At 65.5% G+C, this 19403-nt stretch carries 20 protein-coding genes; 9 read left to right on the top strand and 11 right to left on the bottom strand.

The features are described 5' to 3' along the window. The first annotated feature begins 100 nt into the window (after positions 1–100). From recO to BM171_RS09825, 4 genes are read left to right on the top strand one after another with little or no spacing between them, the layout of a single operon-like run. Positions 101–838 carry a DNA repair protein RecO gene (gene recO, locus BM171_RS09810; RefSeq protein ID WP_093011271.1) on the top strand — a complete coding sequence of 246 codons (738 nt, stop codon included), beginning with the start codon at positions 101–103 and terminating at the stop codon, positions 836–838. Positions 839–882: 44 nt separating this feature from the next. Next, on the top strand, positions 883–1548 hold the full coding sequence (gene pgsA / locus BM171_RS09815; protein WP_093011274.1) for a CDP-diacylglycerol--glycerol-3-phosphate 3-phosphatidyltransferase: 666 nt from the start codon (positions 883–885) through the stop codon (positions 1546–1548). Next, a complete protein-coding gene (gene moaD / locus BM171_RS09820) occupies positions 1548–1793 on the top strand; it encodes a molybdopterin converting factor subunit 1 (RefSeq protein WP_093011277.1) in 246 nt (81 codons plus the stop codon). Before pgsA ends, moaD begins: the two co-directional genes overlap by 1 nt. Further along, a complete protein-coding gene (locus BM171_RS09825) occupies positions 1793–2230 on the top strand; it encodes a molybdenum cofactor biosynthesis protein MoaE (protein WP_093011280.1) in 438 nt (145 codons plus the stop codon). Before moaD ends, BM171_RS09825 begins: the two co-directional genes overlap by 1 nt. A 9-nt stretch (positions 2231–2239) precedes the next feature. Here the strand turns inward: BM171_RS09825 and BM171_RS09830 are convergent, their stop codons facing one another. Together BM171_RS09830 and BM171_RS09835 are read right to left on the bottom strand one after the other, a co-directional pair. Next, a complete protein-coding gene (locus tag BM171_RS09830; RefSeq protein WP_093011283.1) occupies positions 2240–3634 on the bottom strand; it encodes an aspartate aminotransferase family protein in 1395 nt (464 codons plus the stop codon). Positions 3635–3691: 57 nt separating this feature from the next. After that, the gene (locus tag BM171_RS09835) at positions 3692–4381 is read right to left on the bottom strand and encodes a GntR family transcriptional regulator (protein WP_093011286.1); all 690 of its coding nucleotides are present in this window, start codon (positions 4379–4381) and stop codon (positions 3692–3694) included. 152 nt (positions 4382–4533) lie between these two features. On the opposite strand from BM171_RS09835, the gene BM171_RS09840 reads away from it, so the two are divergent. From BM171_RS09840 to BM171_RS09860, 5 genes are all read left to right on the top strand, one after another. Further along, positions 4534–5619, top strand: a complete 1086-nt coding sequence (locus BM171_RS09840; RefSeq protein ID WP_093011289.1) for a polyamine ABC transporter substrate-binding protein — start codon at positions 4534–4536, stop codon at positions 5617–5619. 67 nt (positions 5620–5686) lie between these two features. After that, on the top strand, positions 5687–6811 hold the full coding sequence (locus BM171_RS09845; protein WP_093011292.1) for an ABC transporter ATP-binding protein: 1125 nt from the start codon (positions 5687–5689) through the stop codon (positions 6809–6811). Positions 6812–6814: 3 nt separating this feature from the next. Further along, complete coding sequence (locus BM171_RS09850; protein WP_093011295.1) at positions 6815–7705, top strand: ABC transporter permease subunit; 891 nt, start codon at positions 6815–6817, stop codon at positions 7703–7705. Next, entirely contained in the window at positions 7702–8523 is an 822-nt protein-coding gene (locus BM171_RS09855) for an ABC transporter permease (RefSeq protein ID WP_093011298.1), read from the top strand. Before BM171_RS09850 ends, BM171_RS09855 begins: the two co-directional genes overlap by 4 nt. Then, the gene (locus BM171_RS09860) at positions 8520–9833 is read left to right on the top strand and encodes an NAD(P)/FAD-dependent oxidoreductase (RefSeq protein WP_093011301.1); all 1314 of its coding nucleotides are present in this window, start codon (positions 8520–8522) and stop codon (positions 9831–9833) included. The genes BM171_RS09855 and BM171_RS09860 overlap by 4 nt, the downstream gene beginning before the upstream one ends. A 115-nt stretch (positions 9834–9948) precedes the next feature. Here the strand turns inward: BM171_RS09860 and BM171_RS09865 are convergent, their stop codons facing one another. The 9 genes from BM171_RS09865 to mreC all read right to left on the bottom strand — a co-directional run bounded on the left by BM171_RS09865 (position 9949) and on the right by mreC (position 19383). Next, the gene (locus BM171_RS09865) at positions 9949–10326 is read right to left on the bottom strand and encodes a hypothetical protein (RefSeq protein ID WP_093011304.1); all 378 of its coding nucleotides are present in this window, start codon (positions 10324–10326) and stop codon (positions 9949–9951) included. A gap of 13 nt (positions 10327–10339) precedes the next feature. After that, complete coding sequence (locus tag BM171_RS09870) at positions 10340–11110, bottom strand: DUF6478 family protein (protein WP_093011306.1); 771 nt, start codon at positions 11108–11110, stop codon at positions 10340–10342. Positions 11111–11191: 81 nt separating this feature from the next. Next, the gene (locus BM171_RS09875; protein WP_093011309.1) at positions 11192–11890 is read right to left on the bottom strand and encodes a hypothetical protein; all 699 of its coding nucleotides are present in this window, start codon (positions 11888–11890) and stop codon (positions 11192–11194) included. Further along, complete coding sequence (gene ilvD / locus BM171_RS09880; protein ID WP_093011312.1) at positions 11890–13653, bottom strand: dihydroxy-acid dehydratase; 1764 nt, start codon at positions 13651–13653, stop codon at positions 11890–11892. The genes BM171_RS09875 and ilvD overlap by 1 nt, the downstream gene beginning before the upstream one ends. Positions 13654–13912: 259 nt before the next feature. Further along, entirely contained in the window at positions 13913–14848 is a 936-nt protein-coding gene (locus BM171_RS09885) for a 2-hydroxyacid dehydrogenase (protein ID WP_093011315.1), read from the bottom strand. Then, positions 14848–15987, bottom strand: coding sequence for a rod shape-determining protein RodA (gene rodA / locus BM171_RS09890; RefSeq protein ID WP_093011318.1), 1140 nt, complete (start codon positions 15985–15987; stop codon positions 14848–14850). The genes BM171_RS09885 and rodA overlap by 1 nt, the downstream gene beginning before the upstream one ends. After that, positions 15984–17927 carry a penicillin-binding protein 2 gene (gene mrdA, locus BM171_RS09895; protein WP_093011321.1) on the bottom strand — a complete coding sequence of 648 codons (1944 nt, stop codon included), beginning with the start codon at positions 17925–17927 and terminating at the stop codon, positions 15984–15986. The genes rodA and mrdA overlap by 4 nt, the downstream gene beginning before the upstream one ends. After that, complete coding sequence (mreD, locus tag BM171_RS09900) at positions 17924–18460, bottom strand: rod shape-determining protein MreD (protein ID WP_093011325.1); 537 nt, start codon at positions 18458–18460, stop codon at positions 17924–17926. Before mreD ends, mrdA begins: the two co-directional genes overlap by 4 nt. After that, on the bottom strand, positions 18457–19383 hold the full coding sequence (gene mreC, locus BM171_RS09905) for a rod shape-determining protein MreC (protein ID WP_093011328.1): 927 nt from the start codon (positions 19381–19383) through the stop codon (positions 18457–18459). Before mreC ends, mreD begins: the two co-directional genes overlap by 4 nt. Between the last annotated feature and the right edge of the window lie 20 nt (positions 19384–19403).

A 19403-nucleotide genomic window follows, 5' to 3' on the forward strand; every position in this document is an offset into this window, starting at 1 on the left:
GACGAGAGGCGCTGCCTCTCGTGCTCTCCGCGGTATTTTTGCCAACCCAAAGACAGGATGGCCCCTTGCGCTTGCCTGCCGCTCGGCCAACGTTGCCGGGATGGAATGGCGCGATACCGGCATATTGCTTTCGACGCGGCGGCACGGGGAGAGCTCGGCCATCCTCGAGGTATTTACCGCAGGGCATGGGCGCCATGCCGGGGTCGTGCGGGGCGGGGCGAGCCGCAAGCTCGCGCCGATCCTGCAGCCGGGGGCGGAGCTGGACCTTGCCTGGCGGGCGCGGCTCGAGGATCATATCGGCACCTACACGGTCGAGCTCAATCGCTCGCGCGCGGCCATCGCGATGGCCGACCGGCTCACGCTGGCGGGGCTGAACGCGCTCCTCGCGCTTTTGTCCTTCACCTTGCCCGAGCGGGAGGCACAGCCCGACATCTATGCGCGGACCGCGACGCTGCTCGACCTGCTCGACCGGCCCGATATCTGGCCGCTGGCCTACTTGCGCTGGGAGATGGCGCTTCTGGAGGATATGGGCTTCGGGCTCGACCTGTCGCGCTGCGCGGCGGGCGGGAACGCCAATGACCTCGCCTACGTTTCTCCGAAGACGGGCCGGGCGGTGAGCTGGTCGGGCGCGGGCGACTGGGCGCCGCGGCTCTTGCCTTTACCGGCAGTGATGATGGGAAGCGGGTCCGGAGAGGATGCAGAGGTCCTGGCCGCTCTCGGCACGACGGGACATTTCTTCGAGGCGCACCTCGCCCCCTCGCTGGGCGATCGGCCGGTGCCACCGGCGCGGGCGCTCTTTCTGGATCGGCTGGCGCGGCGTGCGCGGGCCACAAGCTGAGCTGGCGTCTTTCGCGTGACGCAAAGGCAGGATAGGACAAAGACATGCAATGGACGCTGCCGAACATACTGACCGCCCTGCGCCTTCTGGCCGCGCCTGGCCTGGCGGTCATGTTCCTCTATTTCTCGCGCCCCTTCGCCGATTGGTGTGCGCTGATCCTGTTTCTCGGCGCGGCGATCACCGACTGGTTCGACGGCTATATCGCGCGGTCATGGGGGGCCGAGACCAAGATCGGCGCAATGCTCGACCCGATCGCGGACAAGGCGATGGTCGTGATCGCGCTCATGGTGATCGTGGGCTATTCCTCCTACACGCCGTGGATCGTTCTGCCCGCGACGGTGATCCTGTTTCGCGAGGTCTTCGTCTCGGGCTTGCGCGAGTTTCTGGGCGACACCGCGGGCCTTCTCAAGGTGACCAAGCTCGCCAAGTGGAAGACAACGCTGCAGATGGTCGCCATCGCGGTGCTGTTCGGGCAGGGCATTTTCGAACATTATCTCATCGCCGCGACCTACGGGATGGATTCGGATCTCGTCACCTCGATCCTCGCCGGTGAGACGGAGGATGAACTCGGGCTCGCCTGGCGGCAAACCGGCATGATCTGGACCGGCTATCTCGGCCTCACGCTTTTGTGGATCGCGGCGCTGCTGACGGCGATCACGGGCTGGGATTATTTCCGAAAGGCCGTGCCCCATCTCAAGGAGACGCGCTGATGGATGTACTCTACTTCGCCTGGGTCCGGGAGCGGATCGGCATCCCGAAGGAACGGATCGAGACCGAGGCCGCGACGGTGAGCGAGCTCGTCGATGAGCTGCGCTCCCGCGAGGCGCGCTACGCGGCGGCTTTTGCCGATCTGTCTGCGCTGCGCGTGGCCGTCGACCAGGAACTTTCCGATTTCGACGCAACGCTGTCGGGTGCGCGCGAGGTCGCCTTCTTTCCGCCGATGACGGGGGGCTGATGCGGATCGTCGTTCAGGACGCGCCCTTCGATTTCGGAGAGGAAGCCGAACGCTTCGCCGCGGGGCGCAGCGATGTGGGGGCGATCGTCACCTTCTCCGGCATCGTGAGAGGCGATGGCGATCTCGACGTGATGGAAATCGAGCATTACCCCGGCATGACCGAAAAGGCGCTGGAGCAGATCGCAGGCGAGGCGAAAGAGCGCTGGTCGCTTGGCGACGTCCTGGTCATTCACAGATATGGCCCGCTGCGGCCCGGCGAGAAGATCATGATGGTCGCTACCGCCGCCCCGCATCGCAAGGATGCCTTCGAGGCGGCGGAATACCTCATGGATTACCTCAAGTCCCGCGCGCCCTTCTGGAAAAAGGAACGCGCAGGCGAAGATGCATCCTGGGTCGCCGCGAAGGACGAGGACGAAGCGGCGCTCGACCGCTGGTGAGGCCTCTGCTCAGGCCGCTTCGAAGAGCCCATTTTCCTTGGCCTCGACCATGGCCTCGTCGAGGCTTTTCCAGGCGCGGGCGATCAGCGCGTCGATCTCCTCCTTCGAGATGACGAGTGGCGGCGAGATGATCATCCGGTCGCCGACGTGACGCATCACGAGGTTGTTCGCGAAGCAGCGCTCGCGGCAGAGATAGCCCACCGTGCCCGCATCGGCCTTGAAGGCGGCACGTCGCGCCTTGTCGGGCGTCAGCGCGATGGAGCCCATCATGCCGACGATCTTCGCCTCGCCCACCATCGGATGCTCGGCGAGGCTCTCGAATTTTTCCTTGAGGTAGGGGCCCGTCTCTTCGCGGACGCGGGTGACGATGCCCTCCTCATCGAGGAGGCGCAGGTTCTCGAGCGCGACCGCGGCGGCCACCGGGTGACCCGAATAGGTGTAGCCGTGGTTGAACTCGCCACCGCCGATCACGCTCGCCACGTCGGAGGATACGATGGACCCGCCGATCGGCAGGTAGCCCGAGGAGAGGCCCTTCGCGACTGTCATGATGTCCGGCTCGATCCCGACGGTCTGGCTGCCGAACCAGTTGCCGGTACGTCCGAACCCGCAGATCACCTCGTCGGCAATGAGAAGGATGCCGTATTCCTTCACGATCCGGCTCACCTCGGGCCAGTAGCTTTCGGGCGGGACGATGACGCCGCCTGCGCCCTGCACCGGCTCGGCGATGAAGGCCGCGACATTCTCGGGGCCGAGCTCGAGGATCTTTTCCTCGAGCTGTCGCGCGCGGGCGATGCCGAAATCGTGCTCGCTCATCTCGCCACCCTCGGACCACCAATTCGGCTGGTCGATATGATGGATGTCCGGGATCGGCAGGCCGCCTTGGGCGTGCATGCCCTTCATGCCGCCGAGGCTGCCGGAGCCGACGGACGAGCCGTGATAGGCGTTCCACCGCGAGATGATCGCACGGCGCTGCGGCTCTCCCTTCATCTCCCAATAGGTCCGCACGAGACGGATATTGGTATCGTTCGCCTCGGAGCCCGAAGACGCGAAGAAGACGTGATCGAGATCGCCGGGTGCCAGCTGCGCCAGCCGCTCGGCAAGCTGGATCGCGGGAAGGTGGCTGGTCTGGAAGAAGGTGTTGTAGAAGGGCAGCTCGCTCATCTGGCGCGTTGCCGAGTCAACGAGTTCCTGCCGTCCATAGCCGATGTTCACGCACCAGAGGCCGGCCATCCCGTCGAGGATGCGGTTGCCTTCGCTGTCGGTCAGCCAACAGCCATCGGCACTGGTGATGATGCGCGCGCCCTTCTGGCCGAGCTCCGCGCCGTGAGTGAAGGGATGCATGTGATGCGCGGCATCGAGCGCCTGCAATTCCGCGGTCGGACGCGTGTTCGTGAGCTGTGCCATGGGCGCACCTTTCCTGTTCGGTGAGTTGCACTCAAAATATGATCAAATTCTGCGCTGTCAATCAGAAGGCGGCGCAGGGCCGAGCCCGAGAGCGATCTGCTCCATGCCCTGACAGACATCGGCATCCATCGCACTGGCCGCCGCATCGGCATCCCCTGCCGAGAGCGCGTCCAGAAGATCCTTATGTCGGTCGGGCAGGCCTTCGGTGCCGAAACGGCCGCAGACCACCCGCAAAGACGGGCCAAAGCGCAGCCACAGACCCTCGACGAGGCCGGTCAGGATCGCGGCATCGGCGCAGGCGTTGATGCGCGCGTGAAATGCATGGTTGCCAATGAGGTAGCCCGGCACGTCGCCGCGCCTCATGGCGGTGTCGATGGACGTGTCGATCTCGCTCAGTGCCTCGACGACGTCGGGCGATGCCCGTTCTGCCGCGCGGCGCGCAAGCTCGGGCTCGAGCGCGCGTCGGGCGATGGTCAGTTCCTCCAGCGCGGCGTGATCGAGCACCGGCACCGCGATCCGCCGGTTGCCCTGGAAGTCGAGCGCGCCTTCCGCCGTCAGCCGCCGCAGCGCCTCGCGCACCGGTGTCATGCCGGCACCAAGCGTCTCCGTCAGACCCTGGATCGTGACCGCCTGGCCCGGAGCAAGCTCGCCGAAGAGAATCATCTCGCGCAGGTGCCGGTAGACCTGTTCATGCGCGGGCAGACCCGCAGGGCCCGACATGTCCTCGCGCGATGCCGTTTTATTCATCGAATGCTCTCTCCGGACCCTGCATGTGCGCGCAATCTTGCACGCGCCCGTGCGAGGTGAAAACATCCCATTGTTGCCAGAGGCGGCAATATTTGATCAAATTGCCACGGTCAGAGCGGAGAAACCGCCTCACGACCTAGGGAGAATGAAGAATGACACTCAAGCTCACGACCGGCGTCGCCGTGTTCGCGCTTACGGCCGGTGCGGCCTCGGCGCAGGAAGTTCGGGTCTACAATTGGTCGGATTACATCGACGAAGACCTGCTGACCCAATTCGAGGAAGAAACCGGGATCGACCTGATCTACGACGTCTTCGACTCCAACGAGGTGCTGGAGACGAAAATGCTCGCGGGCTCCTCCGGCTATGACGTGGTGGTGCCGACGGGCACATTCCTGCAGCGTCAGATCCAGGCCGGGGCGTTCCAGAAGCTCGACACCGAGCAGTTGCCCAACCTCGACAACATGTGGGACGTCATCGAAGAGCGCACCGCGACCTACGATCCGGGCAACGAATATTCGATCAATTACATGTGGGGTACGACCGGCATCGGCGTGAATGTCGGCCGCGTGCAGGAAATCCTCGGCGAGGATGCGCCGCTGACCTCCTGGGATCTCGTGTTCGACCCCGCCAACATGGAGCAGCTGGCAGAATGCGGTGTGCATTTCCTCGATGCACCGGCAGAGATGATCCCCGCCGCGCTCAACTATCTGGGCGAGGATCCCGACAGCCACGATCCCGAGGTGATCGCCCGTGCGAGCGAGGGGTTCGAGCCGATCCGTCCCTATATCCAGAAGTTCCACTCGTCCGAGTACATCAACGCGCTGGCAAACGGCGACATCTGCGTGGCCGTCGGCTGGTCCGGCGACATCCTGCAAGCGCGTGATCGTGCCGCCGAGGCCGGCAACGGCGTGGAGATCGCCTACAACGCACCGGACGAAGGCGCGCAGATGTGGTTCGACCAGATGGCCATCCCGGTTGATGCCCCGAACCCCGAAGCGGCGCATACCTTCCTGAACTTCATCATGGATGCCGAGAACATGGCCCAGGCGTCCAACTACGTCTATTACGCCAACGGCAACGAGGCTTCGCAGGAATACCTCAACGAGGACGTGATCGGTGATCCGGCGATCTATCCCTCCGAGGCGGCGCTCGACAACCTGTTCACGACGACGCCCTATCCGCCGCGCGTGCAGCGTGACGTGACGCGGCTCTGGACTGCGATCAAGTCCGGCGTCTGATCCGACGCTCCAAGGCCCGCGCCTCACCCTGGCGCGGGCCGCTTCCTCCGATCATCGGGACATCTTCATGAGCCAGACCGTCTTCGCCCCCTGGGAGAACCCGGAGGAAAAGCCCCTCATCGAGTTTCGGAACGTCACCAAGCGGTTCGGCAGCTTCACAGCCATCGACGATCTGTCGCTCGACATCTACGCGCGGGAATTCTTCGCGCTGCTCGGCCCGTCGGGCTGCGGCAAGACGACCATGATGCGGATGCTTGCGGGCTTCGAGAACGCGACAGAGGGCCAGATCCTGCTGTCGGGTCAGAATATCGGGCCGATCCCGCCGAACCGGCGCGCGGTCAACATGATGTTCCAGAGCTACGCGCTTTTTCCGCATCTCTCCGTCTGGGAGAATATCGCCTTCGGCCTCAAGCGCGAGAGCAAGGACAAGGAGGCGATCTCGGCCCGCGTCGAGGAGATGCTGCGCCTCACGCGCCTGACCAAGTTCGCCAAGCGCAAGCCGCACCAGATATCCGGCGGCCAGCGCCAGCGCGTCGCGCTCGCGCGCAGCCTTGCCAAGGCCCCGAAGCTTCTTCTGCTCGACGAGCCGCTGGGCGCGCTCGACCGCAAGCTTCGGGAAGAGACGCAATTCGAGCTCATGGATATCCAGGAGAAGACCGGCACCACCTTCGTCATCGTCACCCACGACCAGGAAGAAGCGATGACCGTCGCCTCTCGCGTTGCGGTAATGGACGAAGGAAAACTTATCCAGGTCGCCACGCCCGACGTGATCTACGAAGCGCCGAACTCGGTCTATGTGGCCGATTTCATCGGTGACGTGAACCTGATCGAGGGGCGCGGCACGACGGAGGGCGAGCGCATCCGCCTCGATTGGGCGGAAGGGCAGCCACCGATCTGGGCGACGCCGCGCGGACCGGTCGACACGGACCGCGCGCTGACCTTCGCGATCCGCCCCGAGAAGGTCTCCATCGCCAAGGACAAGCCCGAGGACCGGCGTAATCTCCTTGAGGGAGAGGTGATCGACATCGCCTATCTCGGCAATATCTCGACCTACCACGTGAAAATAGCCGGCGGGCAGATCATCAAGGCGCAGACCGCCAATACCCGTCGCCTCGCCAATCGCGACATCACCTGGGAGGACCGCGTCTGGCTCTCCTTCACCGAGACCTCCGGCGTCCTGTTGGAGCACTGAGCGATGCGGCGTCTGGTTCTCATCGCGGTTCCCTATATCTGGCTCCTGGCACTGTTCCTGGTGCCGTTCATCATCGTTCTGAAGATCTCGCTCTCGGATATCGCTCTGGCGATCCCGCCCTATACGCCGACCCTCGATCTGTCCGGCGGCTGGAGCGCGATCCGCGATTTCTTCGGCGCGCTCGATTTCGAGAACTTCGTGTTCCTGACGACCGACGATCTTTACTGGCGCGCATACCTGTCTTCGCTCCGGATCGCCGCGATCTCGACACTCATCACCCTCGCGATCGGGTATCCGATTGCCTACGCGATGGCCCGATCCGCGCCCGAATGGCGGCCGACGCTGCTGATGCTGGTGATCCTGCCGTTCTGGACCTCGTTCCTGATCCGCGTCTATTCGTGGATGGGCATCCTGTCCTCGGAGGGCGTGCTGAACCAGTTCCTCATTGGGATCGGACTGATCGATACCCCGCTGCAGATCCTGTCGACGAACATCGCCGTCTATATCGGCATCGTCTATACCTACCTGCCTTTCATGATCCTGCCGATCTACGCGACGCTCGAGAAAATGGACGAATCGCTCCTCGAGGCGGCCGAAGACCTCGGCTGCTCGCGCCTCTCGGCCTTCTGGCTCGTCACGATACCCCTGTCCAAAGGCGGGATCATCGCGGGATGCTTTCTCGTCTTCATCCCCGCCATCGGCGAGTTCGTCATTCCCTCGCTGCTCGGCGGCTCCGACACGCTGATGATCGGCAAGGTTCTCTGGGAGGAGTTCTTCTCCAACCGTGACTGGCCTGTCGCGAGCGCGGTGGCGATCGTGCTCCTGCTGATCCTGATCGTGCCCATCGTGCTCTTCCAGCGGAACGAGCAGAAAGCGCGGGAGGCCGAGGGATGAGACGCTTTTCCTGGTTCAACGCCACGTCCCTGACGCTCGGCTTCGCCTTTCTCTACCTGCCGATGGTCATCCTGGTGATCTACAGCTTCAACGCCTCGAAGCTGGTGACGGTCTGGGCGGGCTTCTCGACCCGCTGGTACGTGGAGCTCTTCCAGGATCAGGAATTCCTGGACGCGGCCTGGGTCACGGTCCGGGTCGCGGTCTTCTCCTCGACCATCGCGACCGTTCTCGGCACGATGGCAGCGAGCGTCCTCGTGCGTGCGGGCCGCTTCCGGGGGCGGACACTCTTCTCAGGCATGATCTACGCTCCGCTCGTCATGCCGGAGGTGATCACCGGCCTGTCGCTGCTTCTTCTCTTCATCGGGATCGGTCTCGACCGCGGGATCTTCACCATCGTGCTGGCGCATACGACCTTTTCGATGTGCTACGTCTCGGTGGTCGTCTCCTCGCGGCTCGCGACGTTCGACCGCTCGCTCGAAGAGGCGGCGCTCGATCTCGGCTGTTCGCCGTTTCAGGCTTTTCGTCTCGTCACCTTGCCGATCATTGCGCCGGCGGTGATTTCGGGCTGGCTTCTGGCCTTCACGCTGTCGCTCGACGATCTCGTCATCGCGAGCTTCACCACGGGCCCGTCGGCGACCACGCTGCCGATCAAGATCTTCTCCGCGGTGCGGCTCGGGGTCAGCCCGCAGATCAACGCGCTCTCGACGATCATGATCGCGATCGTGGCGGTCGGCGTCATCACGGCCTCGCTCATCACCAAGCGTGCGGCGGTCACCCAGGCACGGGATGAACAGGCTGCGGTGCGCGCCACCGGATGAGGCGGATCTACGAGCCCGGCGCCTACGAGACACCCCGGCGCTGCTACTGGGACGAAGGCGTCACGCCACCCGTCTGGCCGCGCCTCGAGGGCACAGACCGGGCAGATGTCGCCATCATCGGTGGCGGCTATACCGGTGTCTCGGCGGCCCTCACCCTCGCCGAAGCCGGAGCCGAGGTCATCCTCGTGGACGCCGAGACCCCCGGCTGGGGCGCGTCCGGCCGCAATGGCGGGTTCTGCTGCCTTGGCGGCGCGAAGGCCCCCGCCAGCCTCCTGCGCCGCCGCTTCGGCGAGGACGGGCTTGCCGAGTGGCGCAGCACGGAAATGGCCGCGATCGAGACCGTCGCCGCGCGCCTCTCGCGATACGGCATCGAGGCTGACACCCATTCGGACGGGGAGACGCTTCTGGCCCATACGCCCAGGCAGGCCCGCGGTTTCGAGGCAGCCGCGCGCGAGATCGAGGCGGCATACGGGCTCGCGCCCCGGATCCACACGCGCGAGACGTTGCGGCAGGGCGGCTTCGGCGGCACGTTCCATGGCGCGATGACGACACCGCTCGGCTTCGCGCTGCATCCTCGCAAGTATCACGGCGGTCTGGCCCGCGCGGCGCAGAAGGCCGGAGCAAGGCTCTACGGCCAAAGCCCCGCGATCGGTCTCAAGCGTGGGCGCGACTGGCGCATCGACACGCCGCATGGCCAGATCCGCGCGGACAGCGTTTTGATCGCGACCAACGGCTATTCGTCAGAAGATCTGCCGGATTGGCTTCGTGCGCGCACCTTGCCGGTGCAAAGCTCCGTGATCGTCACGCGACCGCTCACCGATGCCGAACGCGAGGCGCAGGGCTGGACCACGCGGCAGATGGCCTACGACACGCGCCAACTTCTGCACTATTTCCGCTTGTTGCCTGACAACCGCTTCCTTTTCGGGATGCGCGGCGGCCTGACCGCCCGCCCGTCCGCCGCGACGGCGATCTCGGCGCGCATCAGGCGCGATTTCGCGCGGATGTTTCCCGTCTGGCGCGATGTCGCGATCACCCATGAATGGTCCGGCCTTGTCTGCCTGATGGCGAATCTTGCGCCTTATGCAGGGCCTGTACCCGGTCATCCCGGCCTCTTCGCAGCGCTCGGCTATCACGGCAACGGTGTCGCGATGGCGAGCCACACGGGCGGGCTCATCGCCCAAGAGATCCTCGGCCGAGGCCCCGCGATACCTGCGGTCATGCGCCATCAACCGGGGCGATTTCCGCTTGGGCGGTATCGCCGTGCCCTTCTCGCGCCGGCCTATCTCGCGGCGGAGTGGCTCGATCTCTGACCTTCTGCAACTTGGGTTGGCCGAAATACCGCGGGGTTCGGGGCAGCGCCCCGATCCGCCCGGGGATCGGAACGATCCTCGGGCCAGAAAAGTGCGCGGCTCTGCCGCGCTCCGCCTAACTGGTCTCGAGGCAATGACGCCGGAAAGCGCGTTTCAGCATGTCGAGCTCGGCCCGCAGAAGCGCCATCTCGGCGCGGATATCCTCGGCGAGCGCGTCGTCTCCGATCATGGTGAAGGAGCCCATCACCTCCTCGGTAACCGCATCGGCCACGAGAAAAGTCATCACGCCGTCGCCGATCGCTTCGGGCGGAACGGGAACTTCGAGGAGCCATTGCCCCGACTCGCCGACCGGCGCGACGCTCGCGCCGCGGATCGGTGTGTCAAAGAGCGAGACGACCACGTCCGGGGCGGGTGCATCGCGCGCCTCGCTCGAGATCAATCCCTCCCAGACACCTTCCTTGAAACGGGTTTTCGTCAGGCTGTAGCGGCTCATCGGGCTTCCTTCGTCACAACTCGGCGCGGGGGCGGCGCGAAAAGGTCAAGTCGCGCAGGATCACCTGGTTCATCTGCGGTCCCTCGAAGATCACATCGAGCCAGAGCTTTTCCACGCGCTTTTCGTTGAGCTTGGTATAGGCGAGATCGAATTCGACGATCACATCGCTCTCGTGAAGCGGCAATTCCCGCACGACTTGTTCGGTGTTCGGCCCGTTCTTGATGTTGAGGCGCGCGAAGATCTCGATCGGCTTTTCGAGCTCGACAATGGTCTCGAGCCGGATGAGGTGCCGTCGCATCAGGCCCTGTGCGGCTTCCGGCGGCAGATCAATGGCGAGCGAGAGGTACGATCCGTCGAACCGAAAGACATCCATCCGGAGTCCATAGGCCGCGAGATCGGCCTGCCGCGTGTTCCTGAGCTGGCGCAAGGTCAGCTCGGAGCGGTCGCAATCGTGAAACAGCGTCGCTTCGCGGCCGAGCATGGATTTCGTCGCCACCGACGAGATTCCCTTCACCGGCAGCGGACCGGACCAGATCTCGGGCCGCCAGGCCCAGTCCGCATCATGCGGCCGGGGAAAGGATTGCGTGCCGATGGCCGGCAGCGCGAGGCGATTGTCGGCGACATGCAGAAGTTCGTCGATTTCCCGCTTCAGGTTGCGCGCCCAGCCGCGCTGCCGGCGAAGGCGGGGCAGGGCGGTGTCGGGCGCGGCCTTCGCCATGCGCCGCAGCCGCCGTACCGCGCCGCGCTGAATGAGGTTGTCGAGAATCCCCTGCCGATCCGCCATTTTGCCCGTTATCTGCCCGCGGCCTCGAGTGCCGGTCGTTTCCGTTTCCGCAACAAAGTGTTTCCGGTTTCCGCGCAGAGATCAACCGCGCGACGTGCCGGCTCCGTTGCCTGAGACCGGGATCGGTGCGTCCGGGCTCGCGCGCCGGATCCGTTCCGCGGTGAGCTCCAGAAGACGCCGGCCTTCGGCGCGGGTCAATCCGCTATTCGGTGGCGCGTAGACGGCGATGCCGATCAACCGCGCCCCGACAAGGAACGCGCCGCGCCAATATTGCGGTGCCCCGCCGGGCAGGAGCGCATCCCCGCCTTCAGCGAGATAGACCATCGTGAGCGTGTCGCTTTCGTCCGCTGCCAGCGCCGAGGCATCCGACAGGCGGGCCAATGTCTCTGCGCCCGGCTGCACCGGCTGCGCCTCGCGCGGGCCTGCCGAAACCGTCACCAGAGCCGGTGTCACCGCCGCTCCCGACTGGCCCGCCGAGAGAATGTTGCAGCTTGCCAGCACGGCGAACCCGCCGCGCGGTGAGGACTCCACCGTCGAGGTGTCGATGCAGTAGCCGGGCGGGCCCGCGACCACGACGTCGCCGCCCGCGATCGCCGCGGCCTCGACAAGATCCGCGCTGCCGCCCGGTTCCGCCCGTGCGCTCGGCCCGCCGCTCACATCCGGAGCGGCGAAACCGCTCAGGAAACCGCGCTGCGGGACGATCTCGCCCTCGGGCGTGACTTCGCAGGCGGCCAGAGCCAGCAGGACGGGCAAGACGAGGGCGGCGCGCACAGGCAGCATCAAAGATCCATGTAGACGTGTTTCTCGGACGCGCCGCCCGGATGGGTTACGGCGCCCTTGTAGGTGGCTCCGACGAGCTTGGCGAATTTCCAAAGCGCGCCGCTCGAATAGATCGTCTCGCGGGGGCCGGACCATGCGGCGCGGCGCTTTTCGAGCTCGTCCTCCGAGAGGTCGACAGACAGCTCGCCCTTGATCGCGTCGATGGTGATGACGTCGCCGGTCTTCAGAAGCGCGATCGGTCCGCCCTGGGCCGCTTCGGGCCCGACATGGCCGACGCAGAAGCCTCGGGTCGCGCCCGAGAAACGCCCGTCGGTGATGAGCGCTACCTTCTTGCCCATGCCCTGACCCGAAAGCGCGGCGGTGGTGGCCAGCATCTCGCGCATGCCCGGCCCGCCTGCGGGGCCTTCATTGCGGATGACGATGACCTCGCCCTCGTTGTATTCGCGGTTCTTGACGCCCTCGAAGGCGTCTTCTTCGCATTCATAGACGCGCGCCGGACCGGTGAAGACCTGGTTCTCTGCGGCGATCCCGGCGACTTTCACAATCGCACCTTCGGGTGCGAGATTGCCCTTCAGGCCGACGACGCCGCCGGTCTTGGTGATCGGGTTGTCGATCGCGTGGATCACGCGGCCATCGGCCTCGCGCGCGGTGCGGTCGAGCTCTTCGCCGATGGAGCGGCCGCTCGCGGTGATGCAATCCTCGTGGACAAGGCCCGCCTTTCGCAGCTCCTTCATCACGACCGGAAGGCCGCCGGCCTCGTAGAGATCCTTGGCGACGAACTGACCGCCCGGCTTGAGGTCGACGAAATAGGGCGTGTCCCGGAAGATCTCGCAGACATCGTCGAGGTAGAACTCGATACCCGCTTCATGGGCGATGGCAGGCAGATGCAGGCCGGCATTCGTCGACCCGCCGGTGCATGCCACGACCCGCGCCGCGTTCTCGAGCGATTGCCGGGTGACGATATCGCGGGCACGGATGTTGTTCTCGATGAGGTCCATCACCGCCCGGCCCGACGCTTCGCCATACTGGTCGCGGCTCTCGTAGGGCGCGGGCATGCCGGAAGAGTTGAAGAGCGCGAGGCCGATGGCCTCGGAGACGCAGGCCATCGTGTTCGCGGTGAACTGGCCGCCGCACGCCCCCGCCGAGGGACAGGCCACGCGCTCGAGCATCTCGAGGGCAGCGTCCGACAATTCGCCGTTCTGGTGACGGCCGACCGCCTCGAACATGTCCTGCACGGTCAGGTCGCGGCTCGCGAAATCGGCCGGAATGTCTGCATGGGCCGGCGCCTTGCCCGGCAGGATCGAACCGCCGTAGATGAAGACGGAGGGCACGTTCAGACGGACCATCGCCATCATCATGCCGGGCAGCGACTTGTCGCAGCCCGCAAGGCCGACAAGCGCGTCGTAGCAATGCCCGCGCATCGTCAACTCCACCGTGTCGGCGATGGCTTCGCGCGAGGCGAGGCTAGAGCGCATGCCCTCATGGCCCATCGCGATGCCGTCGGTCACGGTGATCGTGGTGAACTCGCGCGGGGAGCCGGAGGCCGCCTTCACGCCGAGCTTGACCGCCTGAGCCTGTCGCGACAGCGCGATGTTGCAGGGCGCGGCCTCGTTCCAGCAGGTGGCGACGCCGACGAGAGGCTGGTGGATCTCGTCCTCCGTCATGCCCATCGCGTAGTAGTAGGAGCGATGCGGCGCGCGTGCGGGCCCTTCGGTCACATGACGGCTGGGCAGTTTGGTCTTGTCGAAGGGGCGCTTCAGCATCGGATCCTCCCAATGGGCATTGTTCGCATTTCAATCCGCATACAAAAGCGCCTTTGGCTTCACAAGAACGAAGGAGTTCACGAAAGCCTGCCGAGCCTTGTCCGAGAAAGCCAGCGCCGGGCGAGTTCGTGCGTGGATCTGAGCCGGATCATGCCGATCCTGCGGCATGTGGCGGCCGGGGCGAGGGGGCTGGCTGCCCCCTCGAGCTCCCCCGCCGGTATTTGGGCCAACCCAAGGAAGAGAGCGCGCAGTGCCCGGATCAGTAGCCTGCGTCGCGGTCCACCACGTAGAGAAGCGGCTCACCCACCTCGCTCCGGCGGATATTCTCGGCGATGACGCGCGAGGCGGAAGGCGGCCGGGTTTCGGAGGCGATATGCGGCGTGACGGTGACCTTGGGATGCGCCCAGAACGGGTGATCCTGCGGCAGGGGTTCCGTTCGGAAGACATCCAGCGTCGCATGCGAGAGCTGGCCGCTGTCCAGCGCCGAGATCAGGTCGGCCTCGTCGATAAGCGGTCCGCGGCCGGGATTGACGATCACGGCGCCCGGCGCGAGCAAGGCCAGCGTGCGCGCATTGATCACGTCGCGCGTGTCGCTCGTATCGGGCAGTAGCAGCACCACGATCTCCGCGCCCGAGAGCGCCGCGTCGAGCCCGTCCTCGCCCGCATGGCACGCGACACCGTCGAGCGCTTTTTGACTGCGCGCCCAGCCCCGCAGGGTGAAGCCGAGATGGCGCAGCATCCCCGCCACGGCAGAGCCCAGCGCGCCAAGCCCGAGGATCGTGACGACGCGCTCGGAGGCGAGCGGCGGGATCGTCTTGTCCCAGGCATGGTCCGGGTTCACGATATGCGCGTCCATGCCGAGATGGTGGCGCAGCACATGGCCCGTCACCCATTCGACCATGCCTTGCGTGAGCCCCTCCTCGTCGACCATGCGCGTCAGCGGCACATTCAGGGTCTCGTTGCCGGTGATGCCCTCGACGCCGGCCCAGAGGTTCAGCACCGCCTTGAGGCGGGTATAGGGACGGAAATCCTGCACATCGCTATTGGGCGCATAGACGATGTAGTCGACCTCCTCGGGCGGCATCTCGGTGTCGATGGCGTAGTCGAGCCCGGTCTCGTCCAGCGCGCGCCGCAGATGCGCCTCGTATTGCGTCCAGCGGTCAGCTTGCGCGGCGAAAAGGATATTGATGCTCATTAGCGAGGCCTGTGAATATGCGCGCTTTGCACGAGGCCGAACGCGGCCATGAGAACCAGCATGGCCGAGCCGCCGTAACTCACGAGCGGCAGCGGCACGCCGACGACCGGGGCAAGGCCCATCACCATCGACATGTTCACCGCGAAGAACAGGAAGAAGGTCAGCCCGACGCCCAGGATCAGGAGCGAGGAGAAGCGATCGCGGTTCTGGAGCGCCGCCACGATGCAAAAGACAAGCACGAGCACGTAAAGTGCAAGGAGAGACATGCCGCCCACGAACCCGAACTCTTCGGCCAGCGTGTTGAAGATGAAGTCGGTGTGCTTCTCGGGCAGGAAGTTCAGACGCGACTGCGTGCCTTGCATGAAGCCGCGCCCCGTCCAGCCGCCCGAGCCCATCGCGATCTTGGCCTGCGTAATGTGATAGCCTGCACCCAGCGGATCGGTCGACGGGTCGAGGAACGTGTCGATCCGGCGGAACTGGTAATCCTTGAGGAGCTGCCAGTCAGTGCCGCGGCTCTTGAAGATGGTGGAGATGCCCGCCGCGCCTGCCGCGATGACCAGCCCGAAATAGGCCCAATGCACGCCGGCGAGAAACATCATGAGACCACCCGCGATCAAAAGCAGGATCGCCGTGCCGAGATCCGGCTGTGTCAGCACGAGGCCCGTCGGCAGGATGATGAGGACAATCGGCAGGAGCACCCAGAACGGGCGCGAGGTCTTCTTGAGCGGCAGCCAGTCATAATAGGCGGCCAGCGCCATGACGAGGGCGATCTTCATCAGTTCCGACGGCTGCAGCTGCATGAACCCCAGATCGATCCAGCGCTGCGCGCCCATCCCCACGGAGCCGATGAACTCGACCGCGACCAAGAGCGCGAAAGCCCCGAGATAGGCAACGAACGCCATGTTGCGCCAGATCCAGATCGGAACCAGCGCGACGACGAACATCACGATGAGGCCGAGGATGTAGCGCTTCATCTGGGGCTCCGCCCAGGGCGAGAGCGATCCTCCCGCGACGGAGTAGAGCATCAGGAACCCCACGCCGGCCACCGCGGTCAGAAGCACCACGATCGACCAGTTGAAATAGAGCACCTTGCGCCATCCCGACGGTGTCGTCTTGACCGTGTATTCGAGATAGCTCATGCGCGGCTCTGCGCGGATTTGAGGCGCTCTTCGCGCTCCGCGGCGAGGCGCTCCTGCAACTCGCGGATGCGGTCGCGATCCTTGGTCGGATACGCCTCAAGCGGTGGATCGCCGCCGAAGAGGGCCTGCAAGGTCACGTCGCGGGCGATGGGCGCGGCCGCCGAAGAGCCGCCGCCGCCATGTTCGACGACGACCGAGACCGCGATGCGCGGTGCCTCGTAGGGCGCGAAATTCACGAACAGAGCGTGGTCCCGCCGATTCCACGGTAAGTCCTCATTCCGCACGACGCCCCGCGCGCGTTCGGCGGCGGTGATGTTGCGAACCTGACTCGTCCCGGTCTTGCCCGCCATCCGCATCGCATCGTCGATGATGCGCGATCCGTAGGCGGTCCCACGGCGGTTGTTCGAGACCGAGAACATCGCCTCGCGTAGCCGGGCGAGATGGGCTTCATTGAACCCGAGATCTTCGCCGGGGCGTCCCGGCGTCTCGACCCCGTCGACCGATTTCACGAGCCGGGGAGAGATCGACCGCCCGGTGGCGAGCCGTGCCGACATGACCGCCTGTTGCAGCGGGGAAGAGAGCACGAAGCCCTGTCCGATAGAGGCGTTTACCGTATCGCCGATCACCCATCCCGCGCCGCGGTTGATACGCTTCCAGTCCTTGTCGGGGATCAGCCCGTCGGTGACCGCCGACATCGGGATGTCATGCACCTCGCCCAGGCCGAGGCGGCGCGCGGTCTCGGCGATCTTCTCGATCCCGACCTTGAGCGCGAGATCGTAATAATAGACATCGCAGCTTTCGCGCAGCGACTGCTCAAGGTTCATCCAGCCGTGGCCTGCGCGCTTCCAGCAGTGGAAGCGGCGGCCGCCCACGGTCAGGTGCCCCGGGCACCAGACGGTCTCGGACGGCGAGACGACGCCTGCATCCATCGCCGCGAGCGCCGTGATCATCTTGAACGTCGAGCCGGGCGGGTAGGCATCCTGCACCGCCTTGGACGCCAGCGGGCGGCGGATGTTGTCCCGGTAGATGCCGTAATCTGCGACCGAGATCCCGCGCACGAACTTGTTCGGATCGTAGGAGGGCGAGGAGGCGATCGCGGTCAGGTCGCCCTCCGCGAGGTCCATGACGACCACGCTCGCGCTTTCCTCTCCGAGCCGGGCGCGGATGTAGTTCTGCAGCTCCACATCGATGGTGAGCTGCACGTCGGAGCCAGCCTCACCTTCGCGGCGGTCGAGCTCGCGCATCACGCGGCCGACGGCGTTGACCTCCACCCGCTTGGCGCCGGCGCGGCCACGCAGCTGTTCCTCGTAGTTCCGCTCGACACCGACCTTGCCGATCTGGAAGCGCGGGATCCGCAGGACCGGTTCGGGCTCCTCGTAGCGGGCGAGATCGCGTTCCGAGACGGGGCCCACATAGCCGACCACATGCGCGAAGGTTTCGCGGTGCGGATAGATGCGACTGAGGCCCACTTCGGGTGTGATGCCGGGCAGGGCGGGAGCGTTGACCGCAACGCGGCTCACCTCGTCCCAGGTCACGCGATCCGCGACGCTGACCGGAAGGAACGGGGCGGAGCGGGCCATCTCGGCCTTGGCACGCTCGATCTCGTCGGGATCGAGCGAGACGAGCTGGGCCAGCCGGTCCAGCACGGCGTCGACATCGTCCGCCTCCTCGCGGACCATGGTGATCCGGTAGGCCGGCTCATTGGCGGCGATGACGCGCCCTTCGCGGTCGAAGATCTGCCCGCGAGACGGCGGAATGAGCCGCAGGTTGATCCGGTTCTCCTCGGCCAAAAGACGGAATTCGTCGGCTTGGTCGACCTGCATATAGCGCATCCGCATCGCCAGCGCGCTGGCGAAGCCAAGCTGCACGCCGCCGAGGATCAGCCCGCGGCGGGTGATCCGTGCCCAGCTTTCGCTCTTCTCCTTGGCGGTGCGTTTCATGCCCCTTGCCCCAATCTATCTCCGTCGCCGCGACCATGACGTGACACGCCGAGAAGGCGGCTCAGCGCCACGACCGCGGGATATGCGAGGATGGAGGTCAGGCCGGCGGAGAGCGCCAGCACCCATCCGATCGGCTCGATAATAAGCAGAAGCTTGATCAATTGATAGACCAGACCCATCGCGAAGATGCTGAAGGATACCGACAGCCATTCCAGCAGGAAATTGGTCTCTCGCTGCCGGCGCTCCCCGTTCTTCAGCGTTTCGGCGACGATCACCGTCAGCGCCGCCCAGAGACCCGGCGGCCGCTGCAGAACGAGGTCCGCCAGAAGGGCCACCAGCGCCACGAGCCACACCGGAACGTATTCCGGACGGCGGAGCGCCCAGGCGAAGACCATCAGCGTGATGAGATCCGGCCCGGCCACGCGCGGTGGCAGGTGCGAGAGCGGCAAGAGGTGAAAGAAGATCACCGCGAAGGACAGCCCCACGAAGAGCGCGCGCATGGTCCAGATGCGGACGAGATCGGCGTCGATCATTGCCCGACCTCCTCCGCGTCGGCATCCAAGCCGGTCTCCTCGGGCTGCTCGGGGCCAGGCAACGGCGAGACGGGCGCGATCAGACCGCCCTGTTCGGACACGCGCCGCGCTCCGTGATCGCGCAGCACCCGCAGGAACTCGAGCCGCTCGTAATCGGCCGCGAGGCGAACGCGCAGCCGCCCGTTCGGGTCTTCGGCCACCTGCCCGACCAGCAGGCCCGGCGGGAAGACTTCACCATCCCCGGAGGTCACGATCCGGTCGCCGGGGCGGACGAGGTCGGGATTTTCCAGGAAGTCGATGGGCGGTGCCGCGGAATTGTCGCCCGCGATGATCGCGCGTTGTCCCGAAGGCTGTATGACCGCCGGAATCCGGCTCGTCGCATCGGTCAGAAGCAAGACGCGTGACGTGTTCGCGCCGACGCCCGAGATCCGTCCGACAAGGCCGATCCCGTCCATCGTCGCCCAGCCATCCACTATCCCGTCGCGGCTGCCGACATTGATGAGCACCGATTGCCGGAACGGAGAGCCGGAATCGGCCAGGACGACGCCGGTGATGTAGGTGAGCTTCGGATCGAGTTGCACGTTGTTGAGATCGCGCAGCCGGGCGTTCTCCTGCTCGAGCTGCAGCGCGGCTTCTTTCCAGGCGGTCATCTGGCGCAGCTCGCGGCGCAGCTCCTGATTCTGCTCGTAAATTTGTTGGTAGGAGCGGAAATCGCCTGCGAGATCGACAACAGCCGTGACCGGCGCCATCGCCCAGGAGAAGCTCGGCACGATGCTGTCGACAACCTGCGCGCGGAACCGTTCCACGCGCGGGCTGTCGATACGCCAGACGAGGAAGATGGCGATCAGGCACAGGACCAGAACCGCAACAAGCAGTCGCTTCAGCGGACCGGTAAAATCGTCTCCTGATCTCTCCCGTGCCATTCAGTCATCCCCGGGGCAAA

It is taken from the genome of Roseivivax halotolerans, assembly GCF_900115815.1.
Taxonomy (GTDB): Bacteria; Pseudomonadota; Alphaproteobacteria; order Rhodobacterales; family Rhodobacteraceae; genus Roseivivax; species Roseivivax halotolerans.

Excerpts from the sequence above, each read along its gene's own strand:
- recO (WP_093011271.1), top strand. The coding sequence starts at position 101 with ATGGAATGGCGCGATACCGGCATATTGCTTTCGACGCGGCGGCACGGG.
- pgsA (WP_093011274.1), top strand. The coding sequence starts at position 883 with ATGCAATGGACGCTGCCGAACATACTGACCGCCCTGCGCCTTCTGGCC.
- moaD (WP_093011277.1), top strand. The coding sequence starts at position 1,548 with ATGGATGTACTCTACTTCGCCTGGGTCCGGGAGCGGATCGGCATCCCG.
- BM171_RS09825 (WP_093011280.1), top strand. The coding sequence starts at position 1,793 with ATGCGGATCGTCGTTCAGGACGCGCCCTTCGATTTCGGAGAGGAAGCC.
- BM171_RS09830 (WP_093011283.1), bottom strand. The coding sequence starts at position 3,634 with ATGGCACAGCTCACGAACACGCGTCCGACCGCGGAATTGCAGGCGCTC.
- BM171_RS09835 (WP_093011286.1), bottom strand. The coding sequence starts at position 4,381 with ATGAATAAAACGGCATCGCGCGAGGACATGTCGGGCCCTGCGGGTCTG.
- BM171_RS09840 (WP_093011289.1), top strand. The coding sequence starts at position 4,534 with ATGACACTCAAGCTCACGACCGGCGTCGCCGTGTTCGCGCTTACGGCC.
- BM171_RS09845 (WP_093011292.1), top strand. The coding sequence starts at position 5,687 with ATGAGCCAGACCGTCTTCGCCCCCTGGGAGAACCCGGAGGAAAAGCCC.
- BM171_RS09850 (WP_093011295.1), top strand. The coding sequence starts at position 6,815 with ATGCGGCGTCTGGTTCTCATCGCGGTTCCCTATATCTGGCTCCTGGCA.
- BM171_RS09855 (WP_093011298.1), top strand. The coding sequence starts at position 7,702 with ATGAGACGCTTTTCCTGGTTCAACGCCACGTCCCTGACGCTCGGCTTC.
- BM171_RS09860 (WP_093011301.1), top strand. The coding sequence starts at position 8,520 with ATGAGGCGGATCTACGAGCCCGGCGCCTACGAGACACCCCGGCGCTGC.
- BM171_RS09865 (WP_093011304.1), bottom strand. The coding sequence starts at position 10,326 with ATGAGCCGCTACAGCCTGACGAAAACCCGTTTCAAGGAAGGTGTCTGG.
- BM171_RS09870 (WP_093011306.1), bottom strand. The coding sequence starts at position 11,110 with ATGGCGGATCGGCAGGGGATTCTCGACAACCTCATTCAGCGCGGCGCG.
- BM171_RS09875 (WP_093011309.1), bottom strand. The coding sequence starts at position 11,890 with ATGCTGCCTGTGCGCGCCGCCCTCGTCTTGCCCGTCCTGCTGGCTCTG.
- ilvD (WP_093011312.1), bottom strand. The coding sequence starts at position 13,653 with ATGCTGAAGCGCCCCTTCGACAAGACCAAACTGCCCAGCCGTCATGTG.
- BM171_RS09885 (WP_093011315.1), bottom strand. The coding sequence starts at position 14,848 with ATGAGCATCAATATCCTTTTCGCCGCGCAAGCTGACCGCTGGACGCAA.
- rodA (WP_093011318.1), bottom strand. The coding sequence starts at position 15,987 with ATGAGCTATCTCGAATACACGGTCAAGACGACACCGTCGGGATGGCGC.
- mrdA (WP_093011321.1), bottom strand. The coding sequence starts at position 17,927 with ATGAAACGCACCGCCAAGGAGAAGAGCGAAAGCTGGGCACGGATCACC.
- mreD (WP_093011325.1), bottom strand. The coding sequence starts at position 18,460 with ATGATCGACGCCGATCTCGTCCGCATCTGGACCATGCGCGCGCTCTTC.
- mreC (WP_093011328.1), bottom strand. The coding sequence starts at position 19,383 with ATGGCACGGGAGAGATCAGGAGACGATTTTACCGGTCCGCTGAAGCGA.